General features: G+C 54.0%; 19 protein-coding genes and 1 tRNA gene. 11 read left to right on the plus strand and 9 right to left on the minus strand.

Annotated elements, in window-relative coordinates; genetic code table 11:
* The 9 genes from purL to HOJ95_07890 form a co-directional block, all read left to right on the plus strand.
* Positions 1-1,639, plus strand: a 1,639-nt coding sequence (purL, locus tag HOJ95_07850) for a phosphoribosylformylglycinamidine synthase subunit PurL (protein MBT6394604.1), incomplete at its 5' end; no start/stop codon positions are given.
* Between the two features lie 5 nt (positions 1,640-1,644).
* Positions 1,645-3,081, plus strand: coding sequence for an amidophosphoribosyltransferase (locus HOJ95_07855; GenBank protein MBT6394605.1), 1,437 nt, complete (start codon positions 1,645-1,647; stop codon positions 3,079-3,081).
* Between the two features lie 155 nt (positions 3,082-3,236).
* Positions 3,237-4,733, plus strand: a complete 1,497-nt coding sequence (locus HOJ95_07860; protein ID MBT6394606.1) for a transglycosylase SLT domain-containing protein — start codon at positions 3,237-3,239, stop codon at positions 4,731-4,733.
* A gap of 180 nt (positions 4,734-4,913) precedes the next feature.
* Entirely contained in the window at positions 4,914-5,681 is a 768-nt protein-coding gene (gene bamD / locus HOJ95_07865; protein MBT6394607.1) for an outer membrane protein assembly factor BamD, read from the plus strand.
* 60 nt (positions 5,682-5,741) lie between these two features.
* A complete protein-coding gene (locus tag HOJ95_07870) occupies positions 5,742-6,743 on the plus strand; it encodes an RNA polymerase sigma factor RpoD/SigA (protein ID MBT6394608.1) in 1,002 nt (333 codons plus the stop codon).
* A 159-nt stretch (positions 6,744-6,902) separates the two neighbouring features.
* Positions 6,903-7,379, plus strand: coding sequence for a CDP-diacylglycerol--glycerol-3-phosphate 3-phosphatidyltransferase (gene pgsA, locus HOJ95_07875; GenBank protein ID MBT6394609.1), 477 nt, complete (start codon positions 6,903-6,905; stop codon positions 7,377-7,379).
* A complete protein-coding gene (gene plsY / locus HOJ95_07880; protein MBT6394610.1) occupies positions 7,376-8,014 on the plus strand; it encodes a glycerol-3-phosphate 1-O-acyltransferase PlsY in 639 nt (212 codons plus the stop codon). Before pgsA ends, plsY begins: the two co-directional genes overlap by 4 nt.
* Positions 8,015-8,080: 66 nt before the next feature.
* Entirely contained in the window at positions 8,081-8,434 is a 354-nt protein-coding gene (locus tag HOJ95_07885) for a hypothetical protein (GenBank protein ID MBT6394611.1), read from the plus strand.
* 158 nt (positions 8,435-8,592) lie between these two features.
* The gene (locus HOJ95_07890) at positions 8,593-10,890 is read left to right on the plus strand and encodes a mechanosensitive ion channel (protein MBT6394612.1); all 2,298 of its coding nucleotides are present in this window, start codon (positions 8,593-8,595) and stop codon (positions 10,888-10,890) included.
* Positions 10,891-10,901: 11 nt separating this feature from the next.
* Here HOJ95_07890 and HOJ95_07895 read toward each other — a convergent pair whose 3' ends face one another.
* The 4 genes from HOJ95_07895 to HOJ95_07910 all read right to left on the minus strand — a co-directional run bounded on the left by HOJ95_07895 (position 10,902) and on the right by HOJ95_07910 (position 12,635).
* Positions 10,902-11,561 (minus strand): HAD family hydrolase, encoded by a 660-nt coding sequence (locus tag HOJ95_07895; protein ID MBT6394613.1) that lies wholly within the window; start codon positions 11,559-11,561, stop codon positions 10,902-10,904.
* Positions 11,562-11,678: 117 nt separating this feature from the next.
* Positions 11,679-11,765: transfer RNA gene (locus HOJ95_07900), tRNA-Leu, on the minus strand.
* Positions 11,766-11,789: 24 nt separating this feature from the next.
* Complete coding sequence (locus HOJ95_07905; GenBank protein MBT6394614.1) at positions 11,790-12,011, minus strand: tyrosine-type recombinase/integrase; 222 nt, start codon at positions 12,009-12,011, stop codon at positions 11,790-11,792.
* A gap of 150 nt (positions 12,012-12,161) precedes the next feature.
* Entirely contained in the window at positions 12,162-12,635 is a 474-nt protein-coding gene (locus HOJ95_07910; GenBank protein MBT6394615.1) for an NYN domain-containing protein, read from the minus strand.
* 209 nt (positions 12,636-12,844) lie between these two features.
* On the opposite strand from HOJ95_07910, the gene HOJ95_07915 reads away from it, so the two are divergent.
* Positions 12,845-13,027, plus strand: coding sequence for a CPXCG motif-containing cysteine-rich protein (locus HOJ95_07915; GenBank protein MBT6394616.1), 183 nt, complete (start codon positions 12,845-12,847; stop codon positions 13,025-13,027).
* A gap of 151 nt (positions 13,028-13,178) precedes the next feature.
* Here HOJ95_07915 and HOJ95_07920 read toward each other — a convergent pair whose 3' ends face one another.
* Positions 13,179-13,424 (minus strand): hypothetical protein, encoded by a 246-nt coding sequence (locus HOJ95_07920; protein MBT6394617.1) that lies wholly within the window; start codon positions 13,422-13,424, stop codon positions 13,179-13,181.
* A gap of 163 nt (positions 13,425-13,587) precedes the next feature.
* On the opposite strand from HOJ95_07920, the gene HOJ95_07925 reads away from it, so the two are divergent.
* A complete protein-coding gene (locus tag HOJ95_07925) occupies positions 13,588-14,370 on the plus strand; it encodes a cyclase family protein (protein MBT6394618.1) in 783 nt (260 codons plus the stop codon).
* Positions 14,371-14,386: 16 nt separating this feature from the next.
* Here the strand turns inward: HOJ95_07925 and HOJ95_07930 are convergent, their stop codons facing one another.
* The 4 genes from HOJ95_07930 to HOJ95_07945 all read right to left on the minus strand — a co-directional run bounded on the left by HOJ95_07930 (position 14,387) and on the right by HOJ95_07945 (position 17,694).
* Positions 14,387-14,782, minus strand: coding sequence for a zinc ribbon domain-containing protein (locus HOJ95_07930; GenBank protein ID MBT6394619.1), 396 nt, complete (start codon positions 14,780-14,782; stop codon positions 14,387-14,389).
* A 31-nt stretch (positions 14,783-14,813) separates the two neighbouring features.
* The gene (locus HOJ95_07935; GenBank protein MBT6394620.1) at positions 14,814-15,728 is read right to left on the minus strand and encodes a branched-chain amino acid transaminase; all 915 of its coding nucleotides are present in this window, start codon (positions 15,726-15,728) and stop codon (positions 14,814-14,816) included.
* A 124-nt stretch (positions 15,729-15,852) separates the two neighbouring features.
* The gene (locus HOJ95_07940) at positions 15,853-16,842 is read right to left on the minus strand and encodes a hydroxyacid dehydrogenase (GenBank protein ID MBT6394621.1); all 990 of its coding nucleotides are present in this window, start codon (positions 16,840-16,842) and stop codon (positions 15,853-15,855) included.
* A gap of 54 nt (positions 16,843-16,896) precedes the next feature.
* Positions 16,897-17,694, minus strand: coding sequence for an aspartate dehydrogenase (locus HOJ95_07945; GenBank protein ID MBT6394622.1), 798 nt, complete (start codon positions 17,692-17,694; stop codon positions 16,897-16,899).
* Positions 17,695-17,798 lie beyond the last annotated feature (104 nt).

Raw genomic sequence — 17,798 nt, forward strand, 5'->3', positions numbered from 1 at the left:
GGGTGTTGGAAACCCGCTCATCTATGTCGGCGCCACGACAGGTCGCGACGGCATCCACGGCGCCTCGATGGCCTCGGCGGGATTCGATGAAACCGCCGCCGAAAAACGCCCCACGGTTCAGGTGGGCGACCCCTTCAAGGAAAAACTACTTCTCGAGGCTTGCCTCGAACTCATGGCCAACGGCGCGGTCGTCGGCATCCAGGACATGGGGGCGGCCGGCCTTACGAGTTCCTCAGTTGAAATGGCGGGACGCGCCGGGACAGGGCTCATCCTCCGGCTGGACGGGGTACCCGCGCGCGAGGAGGGTATGACGCCCTACGAATTCATGCTCTCTGAGAGCCAGGAGCGAATGCTCCTTGTGGCGGAGCGGGGGCGTGAGGCCGAGGTGCGTGAAATTTTTGAGCGCTGGGATTTGCCCATAGCCATCGTAGGCGAGGTGACGGACGATGGCCGCTTGCGCGTGGAGTCGGGGGGCGAGGTGTTCGCAGATCTTCCGGTAGACGTGCTAACGGACGAGGCGCCGGTTTATGATCGCCCCATGTCTCCGGCCCGAGAGCTTCCGGCAACCGATCCGCTTGAAACCATCCCCGAGGAAACAGACCTGGGCGAGTCGCTTCTAAAACTTATGGGCGGCATGAGCCAGGGACAAAAAACACCCATATGGCGCCAGTACGACTATATGGTTCGCACAAATACACTGGCGGGGCCCGGAGGTGACGCCGCTTTGGTGAGAATCAAGGGGACAAAAAAATCACTGGCCCTCACCACGGATGGAAATGCCCGCTACTGCATGCTCGATGCTCATACGGGTGGCGCTCTCGCCGTGGCCGAGGCGGCGCGGAATATCAGCTGCACCGGCGCAACGCCGCTCGCTATGACGAACTGCCTCAACTTCGGGAACCCGGAGAACCCGGCGGTCATGGCCCAATTCTCGTCCGCTGTTGAAGGCATGTCCGAGGCATGCCGGGCGCTTGGAGTGCCGGTCGTATCGGGGAACGTGAGCTTTTACAACGAAACCCACGGCGAGGATATTTACCCCACCCCGATTGTCGGGATGGTGGGATTGATCGAGGACTCCCAAAAACGGGCCACTCAAGGATTTGTCCGCGAAGGAGATGTCATCGCCCTGCTTCACCCGGCGGCGGAGCTTCCACTGTCCAAGGGGGGGGCGCATGAGTACGTCTGGGTGCTCTCGGGCCGCGAAGGAGGGGCCGCCCCGGCAATTTCCCTCGAATCAGAGGCTTTTGTGCAGGATCTCTGCCGCAAGGCTATCGCCTCGGGGCTCCTGGGCTCGGCCCATGACCTATCGGACGGTGGTCTGGGGGTAGCGCTCGCCGAGTGCGCGCTCTCATCAAGGGGCGGGGGACTAGGTGCTAATATCCGCCTTCCAGAATGCGGTGGGCGACTCGACGGCATATTTTTTGGCGAAGTGGCGTCGAGAATACTCGTTTCTGCCTCGCCCGATGCATTTGTGCAATTACGAAAAATGGCGGAGAGTCACGAGGTCGGCTGCTATCAGATCGGGCAGGTGGCGGCAGGCTCTCTTCGCGTCGAGGCGCCCGACGGGGCAATCGCAATGGAACTGGAGCTAGACAATTTAATGGCCGCCTGGAGCGGCGCCCTGGGAGAACTTCTCTAATGCCGATGAGCGATGAGTGTGTCCATGAATCATGCGCCGTATTCGGCATCTACGGCCACCCAGAGGCGGCAAACCTGACCTATCTGGGCCTCTACGCCCTCCAACACAGAGGCCAGGAGAGCTCAGGTATCGTGGCCTCGAACGGCGAGAAGGTCCACAGCGAAATCGGGATGGGCCATGTCGCCGATATTTTCGATGAAAACCGCCTCTCAAAGCTAAATGGTCATATGGCCATCGGGCATAACCGATATTCGACCGCAGGCGAGTCGGGCATCGTCAACGCCCAGCCCTTTTTGATCGATCACTCTCGCGGCATCCTCGCATTGGGCCACAACGGCAACCTCGTCAACGCAGGCCGCCTCCGAGGCGAGCTTGAGAACAGCGGCTCGATATTCAGGAGCACGACAGACAGCGAAGTGATCCTCCACCTCATTGCCAGATCCTCGGAAGAGGAAACAGAACCGGCAATTCTCGATGCGCTTAACCGTTTGGAGGGCGCCTTCACCCTCACTATGATGACACGCGACACGCTTATCGGTGTGCGCGATCCCCACGGCTTTAGGCCACTTGTTCTAGGAAAACTGGACAAAGATAACGGTGAGCCGGCTTGGGTGCTTGCCAGCGAGACCTGCGCCCTTGATCTCATCGATGCCGAGTTCGAACGCGAGATCCTTCCCGGAGAGATGCTCATCGTTGATGAAAATGGTCCGCGCAGCATTTTTCCTTTTCCTGCTACAGAGCCCAAACAATGCATTTTTGAATTCATCTACTTCGCCAGACCCGACAGCCATATATTCGGAGACAATGTGTATTCCGTGCGCCGAAATCTGGGCGTGCAACTGGCCAAGGAGAATCCCATCGATGCCGACATGGTGATACCCGTCCCGGACTCAGGTTTAGCCGTCGCCACAGGCTACGCCGCAGAATCTGGCATCCCGATGGAAATGGGCTTGGTTAGAAACCACTACGTCGGTCGAACCTTCATCGAGCCCCAGAACGCCATCCGCCATTTTGGCGTTAAAGTGAAGCTCAACCCCATAAATTCATTTCTTGAGGGAAAGCGTGTCGTTGTCGTTGATGATTCCATTGTTCGCGGTACAACAAGCCGAAAAATAGTCGAAATGATCCGCCACGCCGGGGCGAGCGAGGTTCATATGCGTATCAGTTCGCCTCCGATAACGAGTCCCTGTTATTTCGGAATCGACATGCCGACCCACGAGGAGTTAATTGCCTCGGAGAGCACGGTGGAGGAAATCAGGGCGCACCTTGGTGCCGATTCCCTGTCCTACTTAAGCCTTGAGGGCCTTGATAAGTGCGTCGAGCCACGGCAAAACAATTTTTGCTCGGCCTGCTTCACCGGAAATTACCCTCTTCAAATCGAGACTCATGACGCACAACTATCTCTTTTCAGGGAACTTAGAACGAGTGAGCACCGCGCATGATGATGGCCATATTAAACATTACAGACTAAAGTTAAATCTTTCTTTTTCTTAGAATTTTGTGAATTTCAATTGACCACCCGATAGCCTAACGCTACTATTTCACCAATAGCCTCCTCCCGATGCTTCGCCCAATGTCAGGGAATTAACTTTTGCGGATGTATTTTTCAACCTACCTAAGGTGGGGGATTTTTCCTCTCGTCCTCTTGTTCGCCGCAGGCTGCACGGCAGGCGGCCAAATGGGGGAAGCTCCCGTTCGATCGGCTGCCACGCCACCCCGGCAAAACATGCCGAAACGCCATGTCGTCGTCGCAAAAGAAAACAAACCGACACCGGCCTCAAAAGAAAAATCCCTGACAAAAAAACCGGCGGAGGAGCCCACCAAAAAAATTGGCTCGCCCCATGATCTCATCCTCGATCTTCCCGCCACATCGGAAGATGAAGAGCACACTGCAGCCCTTAAGCCAATCCGCAAGACGGGAGAAATACCCACCAAACCTTTTACGTTCGATATTCCCATTGTGCGCAATACCGCTGTTGATCGTTGGATCGAGTACTTCACAGGCTCTGGAAGGGCAAATTTTGCGATATGGCTGAGCCGGGGGGGACGCTACATCAAGACATTCCGGGAAATCTTCAAGGACAATAACCTTCCCCAGGATTTGGCCTATCTCTCGCTCATCGAAAGCGGCTTCAGCCTTCGTGCCAGGTCAAGGGCCGGCGCTGTTGGCCCCTGGCAATTCATGCCTGCCACGGCCCGTCGAAGCGGCCTCAAAGTTAACCGCTATGTCGATGAGCGACGGCATCCCATCAAGGCGACCCACGCCGCCGTCTATCTTTTGACAGCACTGTATAAGGAATTTGGCCATTGGGACCTAGCTTTGGCCGCCTACAATAGCGGAGAGAACCGGATTCGGCGCGCCCGTAAAAGATCGGGCCGCAAAACATTTTGGGCGCTCACCCGGACACGCTACATACCCAATGAAACGAAAAACTATGTTCCAAAGTTTTTGGCTGGTCTGATTATCGCCAAAAACCCGGAAGTTTTTGGTTTTTCCGGCATCGACTACCAAAAACCCAGGCGCTGGGAAACGGTTGCCCTTCCCCGCGGGATGAGTCTGAAAAGCATCGCTCGGATGGCGGGTGCGCCACTAAAATCGATACAGGATCTCAACTCAGAGCTTCGCTGGAGATACACACCGCCTGTTAAGGGCCATCTTCTTCGCCTGCCGTCCGGCACGGCCAATCGTTTCCTTGAAATCCTGGCCAAAACTCCCAGGGAGCCGATACCTGTCTCCGGCCACTACCGCATACTTCCAGGCGATACGTTCGGGCTACTCGCAAAGCGATTTGGAATTTCTCTTCATAAAATGCTGGAACTCAACGCGCATCTCAACCCGCGCCGCCTGCGGGTGGGGACACCCATCTTTCTCCCCCAGAAAAAAACATCTATAAGAACATCTATTCTCACCTCAAGAAATGGTGGTATGAAAAAACCGCCAAAGGCAAAAGCGCATCATGTCGTCGGCCCGGGAGAGAATCTATGGGTCATCGCACGGCAATATGGCGTGTCCACCAATCAACTTCTACGGCTTAACGGTCTTAAACCATCGACCAAAATCCACCCGGGCAACCGAATTATCATCCATCGCTAGCACTAGCCTCCCTTTCAAGCCAATTCCTCTAAAAACATAGCGTTTTCAAAGGCTATTCCTTGACACTGCAACGGAGGCTACCTAGAATTTCCCCTACGTTTGAGGATGAGAGGCACCCATTGCCATTCCATCCCAGGAGCTAATCATCTTCCGCATATCACCGGAGTTCTTAGAAATACGATGAAACGAATACACCCTGGCATGGTCAAAAACATCCTTGTCATTTCTTTTTTAGCCTTGATTGCAACCGGATGTATTTCCCGCTCCAAGGAGCAGGCCACACCTGGAGAGTTGTTTGTCCTGGGCCAGCAAGATCTGCGCTCGGATCGTTTCGAGGCAGCTCGCCAGGCCTTCAAACGACTTCTTCGCGAGTATCCTGACAGCAAGCACCGGCGCACCGCTCTGCTGAACCTGGCGGATTCATACTTCCAAGAAGAAGAATATCTTGAGGCGAAAGTCCAGTACTCTGAATTTGTACAGCTCTACCCTGTCAGCCCGCACACATCAAAAGCCTACTTTTTCCTAGGCATGTCTGACTTCAACCGAATTTTGGACTTTGACCGGGATCAGTCAATTGCAAATGACGCGCTCAAAAGCTTCAGGGCGGTGAAAAAGAGATTCCCGCGATCTAAATTCAGCAAGAAAAGCGACGAAAAAATAAAAAAGATCAGAAGCCTCCTTGCGAGCAGCGAACTGTTCATCGCGAATTTTTATCTGCGGCGAGGACAGCGGGTTTCCGCTATTCCGAGATACCGGGATATCATCAAAAATTATCGTGACCAGCCAGAAATTCGAGCCGAGGCAATCTACCAAATGGGTGAGAGCTTTCGACTTGAGGAAAGTTACGAGAAAGCCGGACAAACTTATCGGATCCTCATCGAGGAGCATCCGACGAGCCCATTTTCTCAGGATGCATATGACCGCCTGCTCTCACTGACTAGCAAATAGTGAGGCTCCTGCTCCGGCTGGCCAGGCAAGTCATATCGAATCCACCTTTGGATTAACTGAATGGCCAAAAAACCGGCAGCAAAAGGCAAGACCAAGCGCCCTGTGGCGAAAAAAAAAGTTGCCAAAAAATCCACCACAGTAAAATCTAAAGGCAAACAAAGCGCTGCGCCTGCAGATGAAGACAAAGCGCCACAACGACCGAACATAGGCGCTCCACCAAATGCCCAAGAGCCTAGTCTCGGCGAGGATACCCTCTCCATTTATCTCCATGAACTAGGCCAATACGACGTTCTTACCCGAGAGGCGGAACACGAATTTGCCGTTAAGTCCCAGGCCGGTGACGAGGAGGCCTTCAACCATCTCGTTCGCTCGAATCTGCGGTATGTCGTCAGTGTAGCCAATCGCTACAAAGGATTTGGCCTCTCCCTTGAGGATTTGATCAACGAGGGAAACATCGGCCTCATTCATGCCATCAAGCGCTTCGATCCAGAACGCGGCGTCAAACTAATCACCTACGCCGTGTGGTGGATACGGCAAAGCATCATGCACTCCATCGCCGATCATACGGGCACGGTTCGTCTGCCAATCAAGCAGGCCGGGATGATACATAAAATCTCCTCCACCCATCGAGCATTTCGGCAAGAATTTGGGCGCGATGCCACCGAAGAAGAGCTGTCCGAGAAACTTCAGCTTAAAGCCACAGATATCGAAAACGTCATGCGCGTTTACCGAAGATATCTTTCCCTCGACGCGCCCATCTCCGAGAGCGATGAGACGAGCTATCTCGACATGCTTGAGGAAAAGAACGCCACAAGCGCCGAGGAGAACGTTTTTCAACACTCGCTGGAGGATGAAATTGGCGAGCTTCTCGCGGATCTCGAACCCCGGGAGAAAGAGATTATCCGTATGCGCTACGGATTCGATGGCGACCCGATGACCCTTGAGGAGATCGGCAACAAAGTCGGGCTCTCTCGCGAGAGAATTCGTCAGATTGAAAAAAAGGTGATTCGGCGATTTCGGGCCCGCGCCAAAAACAAAACCCTTTTGGATTATCTGAGATAGCCCGTGCCCCAGAATAATTCATCACTAGATGCCGAAAAATCCGCTAGCCCCGAGATCCAAAAAAATACCAGTTGGCTCGAATCGGGGGCGCAGATCCTCGCGAGCAGCAGAGAAGGCGGATTATCCCTTCCAAATTGGCTGACCCTGGCTCGAATATTCATGCTGCCCATTCTCGTTCTTTTCTTGCTCCAGGGCTCCCCCCTGGCCCGCCTAATCGCCGCAGGCATCTTCATCGCATCTGCCCTGACGGACTGGCTCGACGGCTATTTGGCGAGGAAACATGGCCAAATAACGCCCCTGGGAGAGCTCCTCGACCCAGTTGCCGACAAACTTCTCATCATGGCGGCCTTGCTGCCCTTGGTGGCCCTGGGAAAGGTGGATGCCTGGCTTGTGGGTATTCTTCTCGGGCGAGAATTTCTCGTAACGGCGATGCGGGCCGTGGCCCTTCGCCAAGGATTAGTGGTCCCAGCCAGTCCCATCGGAAAAACCAAGATGGGCCTTGAAGTGGCGGCAATAATTTTCCTCATACTCGAACTGCTGCCGCCTATCGGTATTACTCTGATCTGGGCCGCCATGATCGTGGCGGTCGTCTCTGCTATCGACTATTTCCGCAAAATTGCCCGTGAGCTTACGTGATCTCTCTTGTCGGTGTATTCCTTGTCTCGGCTTTTCTGGGCGCCATCCCTTTTGGGCTGCTTGTCACCAAATGTCTTGGTCGCGATGACCCGAGAGAGGGCGGGAGCGGCAACATTGGCGCGACCAATGTACTTAGAACCAGTGGCTGGGCGACCGCTCTGCTTACACTGGCAGGAGATATCCTAAAGGGCTCGGTCTCAGTCGCTTTTGTGCCTGGCCTCCTAATCGCCTCGCCGGAGAGCTTACCCGCTACGGGCTTACCCGCTACGGGCTTACCCGCTGCGGGCGTCGCGGCCATCGCGGCGGTGCTGGGCCACATGTATTCTCCATTCACGGGCTTTAACGGCGGGAAAGGCGTGGCCACGGGACTGGGCGTATTTGCCCTCCTGATGCCCGTGCCGACAGCACTTTCGGTGGGCGTTTTTATCGCGACGGTGAGCATCACACGATATGTTTCTCTCGGCTCGTGCTTGGCGGCGCTCGTGATTCCGATTGCGGCCGTGGTGGCAGCCTATCCCAGCGAGAAATTAGTGGCGGCTGTGGTGATAAGTGCCCTAATCATTTTGAGGCACAAGGACAATATCGGGCGTCTCATTCGGGGCGAGGAAAACCGATTCGGAACGAAAAAAAGCTAAAGAGAATTCTGCCTTCGGCGCCCGGCGTGTTTCGCCAGGTCGTTGAATAATTATGATTGGGTAGTAATGGTTACTGGATGCGCACCAATATTCATACTTGGACTGCTCGGTGTTTCCCTGGGAAGCTGGTTTTTCGGCACCCATATCGCAGCGCGTCTTACGGGTCTTGTTGCACTAGCGGGCTTCATGCTCTATTTCGCACTTCTCAACTGGACGGCACAATCCAACATTGCCCGAAAAAACACGATGGAAAAATCAGAACCCGATGAAAAAACCACGGACAACGTAGAAGGTGATGTTCCTTTCACAGACGAGGATCGCCTCGAATGGAATCATTACCTCAAATCCGAGGGGAGAATCCTCTGGACAGGATTCGTCTTTTTGGCAGTGGTCATTGTGGCCCTCATTGTAAGGAAGTAGGCTTTCCAACTTCCCCCAGTTGCATGAATCAACACAAAACGTTTAAATACAATATATTATGTATTTGGCCTCTCGGGCCGCTATGCTGTAGATATGAGCGTGGCCGGGATTTTGCTCCAGACAATTTCGCTCCAAACTAAAGGACCATGGCAAACCCGATGAAATCATATACATCGAGACAGGTGTTGCGACTCACGACCCACATTCGCTCCCTGATCTGGTTGGGGATTCTCCTCACTCTTTTATTGCCGCTCACATCACATATCGCACCTGTTGGGGCCGCACCGGTCGAGGCCACACCTGCTGGAGCCGTCAAATCCTCCCCGGAGGAGATAAAAGCCCTCATTGAGAAAATCGAGAGCCCAGAGAAAAGAGCGGGTCTTCTTTCTGATTTAAAAATCCTGCTTCAAGCTATCGAGGATAAGAAGAGGGGCACAGAGGCAACCTCCCCTGTCTACAAGCATTTCTATGCCGGGCTCATACAAAAAATCGACGACGCCCTGTCGCGGAGTTTTGGCGCCTTTCGAAATTTGCCACAAAAAATAGATGAAATTGGCGGTCACCTGTCCACCGTAGCCGGAGAGGGCCCCGCACTCTGGGGATTCGTGCGCCTCGCGGTGGCTATCGCCCTCTCGCTGTTGCTTCTGCTCGCTTTGCGCCGCGCCTCCACCCTCTACTTGCCACACAAAACAGATGACAGCACCGCCGACCTCGGCCCACGGATTGGCATAGCTGTAAAGTTCTGGCTCGAAAGAGCAGTGCCACCTGCCATTCTTCTTCTGGCAGGCTCCCTGCTCGTCATCCTCTTTGGCCTCGGTCAGGTCGAGGAAAATTTACTCCTGATATTTCTCTGGTCTCTGTTCCTAGAGCGTTCACTTGTCGCGGCAACACGTGCCCTGCTATCGCCCGCAAGACCTAAAATGCGCATCTTCCCCCTTGCCGACGACGTGGCGGGCCTCTGCTCCATCTGGGTGCGCCGCTTCATCGAGGTCGCTGTTTGGGGTGAGGCCATCGCGCAGACGGCAGGCGCCCTCGGCCTCGGACCCGACGCAGAGACTACACTTACCATTGCATACCGTTTCGTCATTGTTCTGCAGGCGATGGCCCTGACACTTCAATACCGCGGCAGCGTCAGGCGTTTGCTTTCGGCCCTAGAGCCAGACAATGCCGGCGGCGCCCTCCGGGCGGCAATCGCGGCCTGGAACATTGTGGCTAGCCGATGGCATTTTATCGCCCTTCCTTATCTGCTCATCCTTTTCTCGCTCTGGGCAACAGACTCTAGAGAAGGCGTACAATCACTGATAACCGCAACGGCCACGACAGCGATTATTATTGCTGCCGCTTATGGCGCAGGCCGCCTCGTTGGTCTTGCTGCCTCACGTCTTTTCACTATCAGCGCCCGGCTTAAGACACTTGTTCCCAGCATCGATCAGCGTGCAAATCGCTACACCCCCCTCATCACGCGCTCAATCAATGGCATCATTTGGGTGGGTGCTTTTCTGTTCGTGCTCGACGCATGGGGCATTCCAACCATCGAGGCCCTGCTCTCCAGAGCCGGAGTCACCCTCATTGCCACACTCGCCGAAATAATTATTACGGTAGCGCTCGCCATTTTATTCATCGAGGGGGCCCATGCCGCCGTTGAATACTTCCTCAACGGACGACGGGACCATCAGGGGAGCGTCATCGAGCCATCACCTCACCAAAGAACCTTGCTCCCCCTCGCCTACTCGGCCGTAAAATGGGTCGTCATCGCTGTAGCCGGGATCATTCTGCTCGCAAGCCTGGGCGTGAACATTGCCCCCGTCCTAGCCGGGGCCGGAATCCTTGGCCTTGCCATAGGCTTCGGCGCACAGTCTCTCGTCAAGGACATCATCACGGGCGTGTTCATGCTTATCGAGAACAACATCGCCATTGGCGATATCGTACGGGTCAAGGACATCGGGGGCACCGTGGAGAGTTTCAGCCTGCGCTCGGTTAAGCTACGCGACTACGATGGCAACGTTCACGTTATCCCGAATAGCGTGATCGACGTCGTCACCAACTTCACGAAAGAATACAGCCGCGCCGTGTTTGAAGTTGGCGTTGCCTACCGCGAGGACGCGGACAGGGTGATGGGGGTAATCCGCCAGGTAGGCGATGAAATGGCCCAAGATCCAGAGTGGGGCGATCAGATACTTGAGCCGGTGGAAATTGCTGGCCTTGAGCGCTTTGACGACTCGGCAATTGTCATTCGTGGGCGATTCAAGACCAAGCCCATCAAGCAATGGGGCGTACGACGTGAATTCAACCGGCGAATTAAAATTGCGTTCGACGCGATGAGTATCGAAATTCCCTTCCCCTACCGCACACTCACCTGGGCGCAAGAGGCGCCGGAGCCACCCGAGGGCAGCACGATACCACCAACGCCCATTGCAACACGCGGCACGGGGGATGCAGACGGGGATTCAGATTAGTAAATCAAGGATTACTTCGAGGGGCCCATGCTTTCAAGCACAGCGGCTAGCTCAGTAATATCTTTCACTTGGTGCGGGCAATTCTCCATCTCCTCGCTACTCCCCAGCCTAGCGACAAAGGGAATCTCCATCTCAGCCGCCGCATCGCGGTCCGTCGGATAGTCCCCCACAAAGACCATTTCCCCTGGCGCGGCCCCTGTTTTGCGGCCGATCATGCCCAGTATCTCGGCCTTGCGCATTGGCGAGCCGTAAACATCGACGAAATATCGACCCAGCCCGAACTCGCGGACAACGTGTTGTAGTTCGTCCTCAGGCGTCGCCGAGGCGATGAAGAAATCCGCCTGCCCTTGATGCGCCTCAAGAAATTCAAGCGCCCCCGCAACCAGCGGTGCCGCCACCACCTGCGACATCATCCGGCTCACATAACTCGCCTCAAGCTCGCCTACCCGGCCACGCGGAGGGTGTTCTTTAAGAATTTTCTCGTAGATTTCCTCGAATTGCCGCCTGCGCGGAAGCCCACCATTGAACTCCTGATATGAAAGAATTTTGAGCAAATACTCCGGGAACTCTTCCTCGAACAACTGCCTGTAGGATTCTTTCTTGATGCCCGCCGATTCGATTACAACGCCATCGAAATCGAAAACAACCACACGAAAATTTAGGGATGCCATGAAAAACTCATATATGTATCGCTAGACAAGAAAAGAGCAAAGACCTTGCAGCAAACTGTAATTAGGAAAACCCGGATAATAGAGGCCCGGCAAAAGGTTGCCCACTGTTTGACATAATGGTGCCGGAGGGGGGACTCGAACCCCCAAGCCCTGACGAGCGGTGGATTTTGAGTCCACTGCGTCTACCAATTCCGCCACTCCGGCCTAGTTTAATTTCAATGACTTACGTTAAATCAAATTCTCACGATTACGGCTACTGTCTGTTTTACTGTCATCTGTTTGATCCAAAAGCGCTACAGTACCGGCCTTGTGTCGGTCCGTAGGGTGAGAATACCTCATCATCATCTGTATTGTCTTGTGGCCCAGGAGTTCTCTAATTGTATTGAGGCCCACCCCTCCCATAGCGAGCGCTGAGGCGAATTCATGCCGGGAGTCTTGGAAGCTGGTAATCCCTCCTGACGCGCCAACCTACACTGCCCCCTCAGACGCGTTTTTAGGCGTAAATTACTAATTCGCCACCAACAGGTCTGCTTTTGACACCGAATGTCACTTGGGTGGGAATTTGCCATACACACGTGCACCAAGGCCACCGTGCAATGGTTACAGTAACAAATCTTCTCCAATACGATGGTAGGCGCTAGCGGAATTAATAAGAGAGGCGGCTGTAAGTGCTGGCACACCATAGACTTCAGCACTGACGGCAAAATCCTTTTGGATTTTTTTCAACAATAGGCCAAAGTCTCCATCGCCAGACAGCAATACAACGGTATCAACGTTTTTTGCAGCCTCCATAACGTCAATTGTAATTCCAACGTCCCAATCACCTTTGGCGGAGCCGTCACTACGCTGAATATAGGGTTTGAGTTTTACTGTGAAGCCTATTTTAGTGAGGGCATTTTGAAATTTGAGTTGTTTGTCATCATCACGATAAATGGCATACGCGGTTGCTGAAACAATCTCTCCTTGGGCACTTATGCGTTGCCAAAGTTCTCGGTAGTCGAATTTGCGGCCATAGGCCTCGCGTGTTGTGTAATATATGTTTTGTACATCAACAAAAACTGCAATTGTTTTCACGGCGAGACCTATGAGCAAAGCGCTATAGCAACAGGGGGATAAACGCCACAAAATACGCCAATGGACACACTGAGCGCCAAAGGTATCTGGTAGACCAGGCATTGTTGCAGATTGCCTAAATAATTGCTGGGCCGGTACGATAGTCCAATGACAAAAAAAGACTATGTATTCCAATGTGGAAATATTTTTTTAACCCAGGATATCCCTAAATGTTAGAAGAGGTTGAACATTTCTTTAAGTGTCCTTATTGTTTTGAGCGAATTTCAATGTTGTTGGATTGTTCTTCTGAGAAACAAGAATACATAGAAGATTGTGAGGTTTGTTGTCAGGCAATAAATATTAATTTTGAAATAGAAAATGAGAGAATCCATTTTTTTAGTGCTTCACAGTGACCTGCCCCCAATAGTGAGACCACTCCTTATGTTATCTCAGAAGCCAATGCTGGAGGGCGAAGCGTAGCTAAGGGCCCCGAGGCATTTATGAGGTAACATAAGGTGGAGAGCCCTGAATGCGTTGCAACTGAGAACAAAATAGTCGGCCCGCTTATTTCCCCTTGCCTTCCCACTCTGGCCAGCTTGAGGGCGCGACCTCTTGTGCCTCGATTCGCCATGAAACCGAATCCACGCATTCGGGGCACAGAACGATAAAGCGCCCCTCGGGGTCGTCTTCCATCTCATCGCGAAAGACTTTCAGACAGTTTCGGCAGTGGTCCTGATTACAGGCGGTGCAATGGTTTGGATTGGGATGCGTGAAGCGCATACCGCATGCCGGACAATCAACCGTTTCCATCTCGAAACTCCTCCATCTGGGCCCGTAAGGCCCCTCGGTTGCGGCTCGCTCAAGGGCCTCGCAGTCATCCTGAATGGCGCGAGGGATAATCCTTTGCTACTTTGTGCCAGTCCTTTATACCTTGCTATTTCCTAGTTCGCTATTTCTCCGAGGAGAATCGTCAATGCTCATCGACACAGACCATCTGGACGACTACGAGCTAATCGACCTGAGCCATCCCTGGGGACATGGCGCACCGCTTTGGCCCTATTTCCCGGACCTTAAAATCGAGCGCTTTCACTACCACGCCAAGAGCCAGGTCCTTAGCCAGCAGATCACCACTTTCATGCACTGCACCACCCACACCGACGCCCCCGCACATGTTATCGAGGGCACTCCGTTCATGGACGAGGTTCCCCTGAAAAGCTACTTCGGCAACGCCGTGTGCGTCGATATCCCGAAAGAGCGTTGGGAGGTCATAACCCCTGAGGACCTCGAAAACGCCCGGCCCAAAATTCAACCCGGCGATATCGTCATCCTCCACACGGGCTGGCATCAATACTATGGCGACAACACGAAGTATTTTATCTACTCACCCGGCCTCTACCGCGAGGCGGGCGAATGGTTCGTCGAAAAAGGCGTAAAGGGCGTTGGCTGTGACCATCAGGCGCTCGACCATCCTTTGGGCACGAAAATCGCGTGGGGCCCCAACCCGATTTGCCCCTTTACCATCGATGAATACAAGGAGGAGACGGGCCGCCATCCGGGCGAGGATTTTCCGGACTGGGAGCCCTGCCACCGCGCCCTGCTCGGCAACGGCATCGTAGGCTTTGAGAATGTGGGGGGTGACATCGACAAAGTGGTGGGCAAACGGTTCACCGTCGCGGCCTTTCCCTGGAGATGGGTGGGGGGCGACGGCTGCATTGTCCGGCTCGTGGCGATTATCCCAAAATCAGAACTCGCCTAAACGCTCAAGGAGCCTGCTAGTCGGCTGATTTTGCCTTGGATTTTTCTTTTTTCTTCTCGCCTCCGGATTTAGAATCGCTCGATTTAGACTCGCTCGAATTGGAGTCGCTCGATTTAGACTCGCTCGAATTGGAGTCGCTCGATTTAGACTCGGCCTTCGTATCGCTTTTGGCCGAAGAGTCGCTCTTGGATTCATCTTTGGCCTTGCTCTTATCGTCCTTGCTCTCGCCGTTCTTTGCGTAATCCGTCACATACCAACCCTCTCCCTTGAGATGGAACGCGGAGCGAGATATTTTTCGGCGAAGCTTCAGGCGCCCGCAGGCCGGGCATTTTCGAAGCGGTTTGGCGGTAATGTTCTGGATAAGCTCGTGTTCCTCACCACAGGAATTACACTCATATTCATAAATCGGCACAACAATGCTCCCTTATTAAATCAACACGCTGTTAAACGATTGTAAGCCAGTCGAGGTGTGTTTCGTTCTCACCATTCACGAGCCCGAAATAAGCAGTCTGAAGTCGCTTGGTTATCGGACCTGGCTTGCCATCACCGATGGCCCGTCCATCCACTTCGCGAATCGGGGTAAGCTCGGCCGCCGTTCCCGTGAAAAAAGCCTCGTCGGCCGCATAGACTTCATCGCGGGCAAAAGTTTCAACCTCAATCTCAAGCCCTTGCTCGCGGGCGAGCGTCATGACCGAATCTCTCGTGATTCCCCTCAATATTCCGTGAAGCGGCGGAGTCTTTAAAACACCATCGCGCACCAGAAAAATATTTTCCCCCGACCCTTGGGTGACATAACCCTCGGGGTCCAGCATGAGCGCTTCATCGAAACCGGATTGAATAGCCTCAAGTTTAGCCATCTGACTCACGCAGTAGTTGCCCGTGGTCTTTGCGCCCGTCATATAGCTATTCGGATGGTGGCTGGTGTAGGAGGAAACTTTGACGCGAATGCCTTTCTCAAGGCCCTCCTCGCCCAGGTAAGCGCCCCATTTCCAAACTGCCACCATGCATCGCACCGGCGCGCCCGAGGGATTCACGCCCATCGAACCATAACCGAGCCAAGCCAATGGGCGGATATAGCACGAGTCCACCTTGTTGGTGCGAATAGTCTCGGTAACAGCACTCACAAGCGCATCCTGCTCATAGGGGAGTTTGAGGCCCACTATGTGGGCGGAGTCGCAAAAACGCCTCATATGCTCCTTGAGACGAAATACCGCCGATCCTCTGCTCGTATTGTAGCAGCGGATACCCTCAAATACCCCCAAACCATAGTGCAAGCTATGGGTTAGAATATGAATATTGGCATCATCCCAAGCCAAATATTCCCCGTCCATCCAGATCTTTTCGGTTGCACCGTCCAAGGTTTCAAGCCCCTAATATGAATAGAAAATTGTCCGATTTTTGACCAACCGGGAGAGTATATGTACCCGAAACAGGCCGGGCAAGCGCCCTCGGAGTATTTCCGGGGCCACTTTTAGCGCTTAATTAGGCCCTATTTTCGTACACTTCGGGGTTTCTCAAGAATACGGGGTCGGGTTTTTCGCCCTTGAGAACGCGAATAATACTATCCGTGGCCATATGGAAAATCCTCTCATGCGCCAGGTGGGTCGATCCCGCCAAATGAGGGGTGACAATGGCGTTGGGCAGTGTAAACAAAGGATTATTCTTATCGGGCGGCTCGCCCTCGAAAACATCGAGACCGGCCCCGGCAATGACCTGCTCGCGCAGCGCCCCGACAAGCGCTTTTTCATCAATTACGGGGCCCCTCGAACAATTAACGAGCACGGAATGGGATTTCATCATTCTGAACCTGTCGGTGCCAAACATATGCGTTGTTTCGGGCGTGAGGCTGCAATGCAGAGAGATAACGTCCGACTCACGGGTCAGGGTATCAAGATCCACCGGCTCGGCCCCTCGTGCCCGAATTTTATCGGGGTCCAAATAAGGATCGCATGCCAAAATTCGCCCATCAAAACCCCGCAGAAGACGCGCGAGCTCGCGCCCAACGTTTCCGATACCCACGATGCCGAATGTCGAACCCGTCAGCTCAAACGTGTCCACCAGGACCTCGCGCCATGCGCCTTCCCTTAATTTACCCATGTAACCGGGGATGCCTCGAACGCAGGCAAATATGAGCGCGAGCGCCGCCTCGGCCACGGCAATGGCATTCGAGCCGGGGCAGTTCGTCACCGGGATTCCCACCTTTGTCGCTGCTGGGATATCGATGTTCTCAACACCGACACCAAACTTGGCAACTATCTTGAGGCGAGAGCCGGCGGCGATAACCTTCTCGGTTACCTGCTCCCTTGAGGTCACTAAAATGGCGTCCCACTCGGGAATACCCTTGATGAGATCTTCTTCTTGCCATTTTTCAGCTCCCCCCTCGCGCACTTCGCCGTAGGGCTCAAGGAGTTCCCTCAACAGCGACATCGGGGTCCTGGGCTCTGGCACAAATATAACAGGCCTATTTGTCAAAGCAGTATTCTCCCTTTGTGGCGAGTACCGCGCCGGATAATTAACAATCCGGTTTCAGGTGCCGACCACCAGTGTCGCCGTTTGTTGGCGCAGAAATTGAATATTAGAAAGGTATGTCAGTATTCCCGTTCGATGGTTTTCCGTGGGTACGTTTTCGATCCGAAAGAACAAGCGGCCAAACTCACCGACCGCCTCAACTTCGTGGATATTTCGATTGATCGTCGGATCGCACATGATGCGCATCTCGGTGCGGTGAGGCCCGATGCCCGCGAAACTCACCGCCGCCGAAACATTGACGTTAGCCGGAAAACCCTTGCAGGCCTCAAGCGGCGAGCCCTCAAAGATTACCGTGGCCTCCGTCATGGCATCGACATCGATGTTATTCTCCTCGACAAAGGGCGCGCCCTTGAGACTAGGCGGCGGCTTGCGCGTCGTCATCGTCACCGAGTCGATTCGCCCGGCAGCGGCTCCCTTGAGGCCGTCGAGGCCGATGATTGCCCCCGAGGGGATCATGATGCGCGCCTTGTGTTTCTCGGCGAGTGCGATGAGATCCTCGCGTTCAAGCAGAGCGCCCACCGAATTGACGATGACACTCTTGCCCAACGGCAGGGCCGCTCGGCAGATAGCCTCGACCGTATGACCACCCGAGGCCTCCAGGATGACATCAGAGCTCGCCACCACTCCGGCCAGATCCGTCAGGCGTGGAGCATTTTTAAGAGAATTTAAAAAATCCCGTACATTTCCAGGTGTGCGCGTTGCGGCGGCGGAGACAGTGAAAGGCAACTCCCCCTCGTCGGCCGCTCTGACAACGGCCTTGCCGATGACCCCCAATCCGATTACCCCGAGATCCATCAACTTGCTCCCGGTAATGTCCTCGCACGCGCATTTTCTTTGTGAATCAAAACGGCGAGGCCTAGCAAAAAAAACAGGCTTTGAGAATTAATGCAAATAACAGA

This window comes from Nitrospinaceae bacterium (genome assembly GCA_018669005.1).
In the GTDB taxonomy this organism is placed as follows: Bacteria; UBA8248; UBA8248; order UBA8248; family UBA8248; genus UBA8248.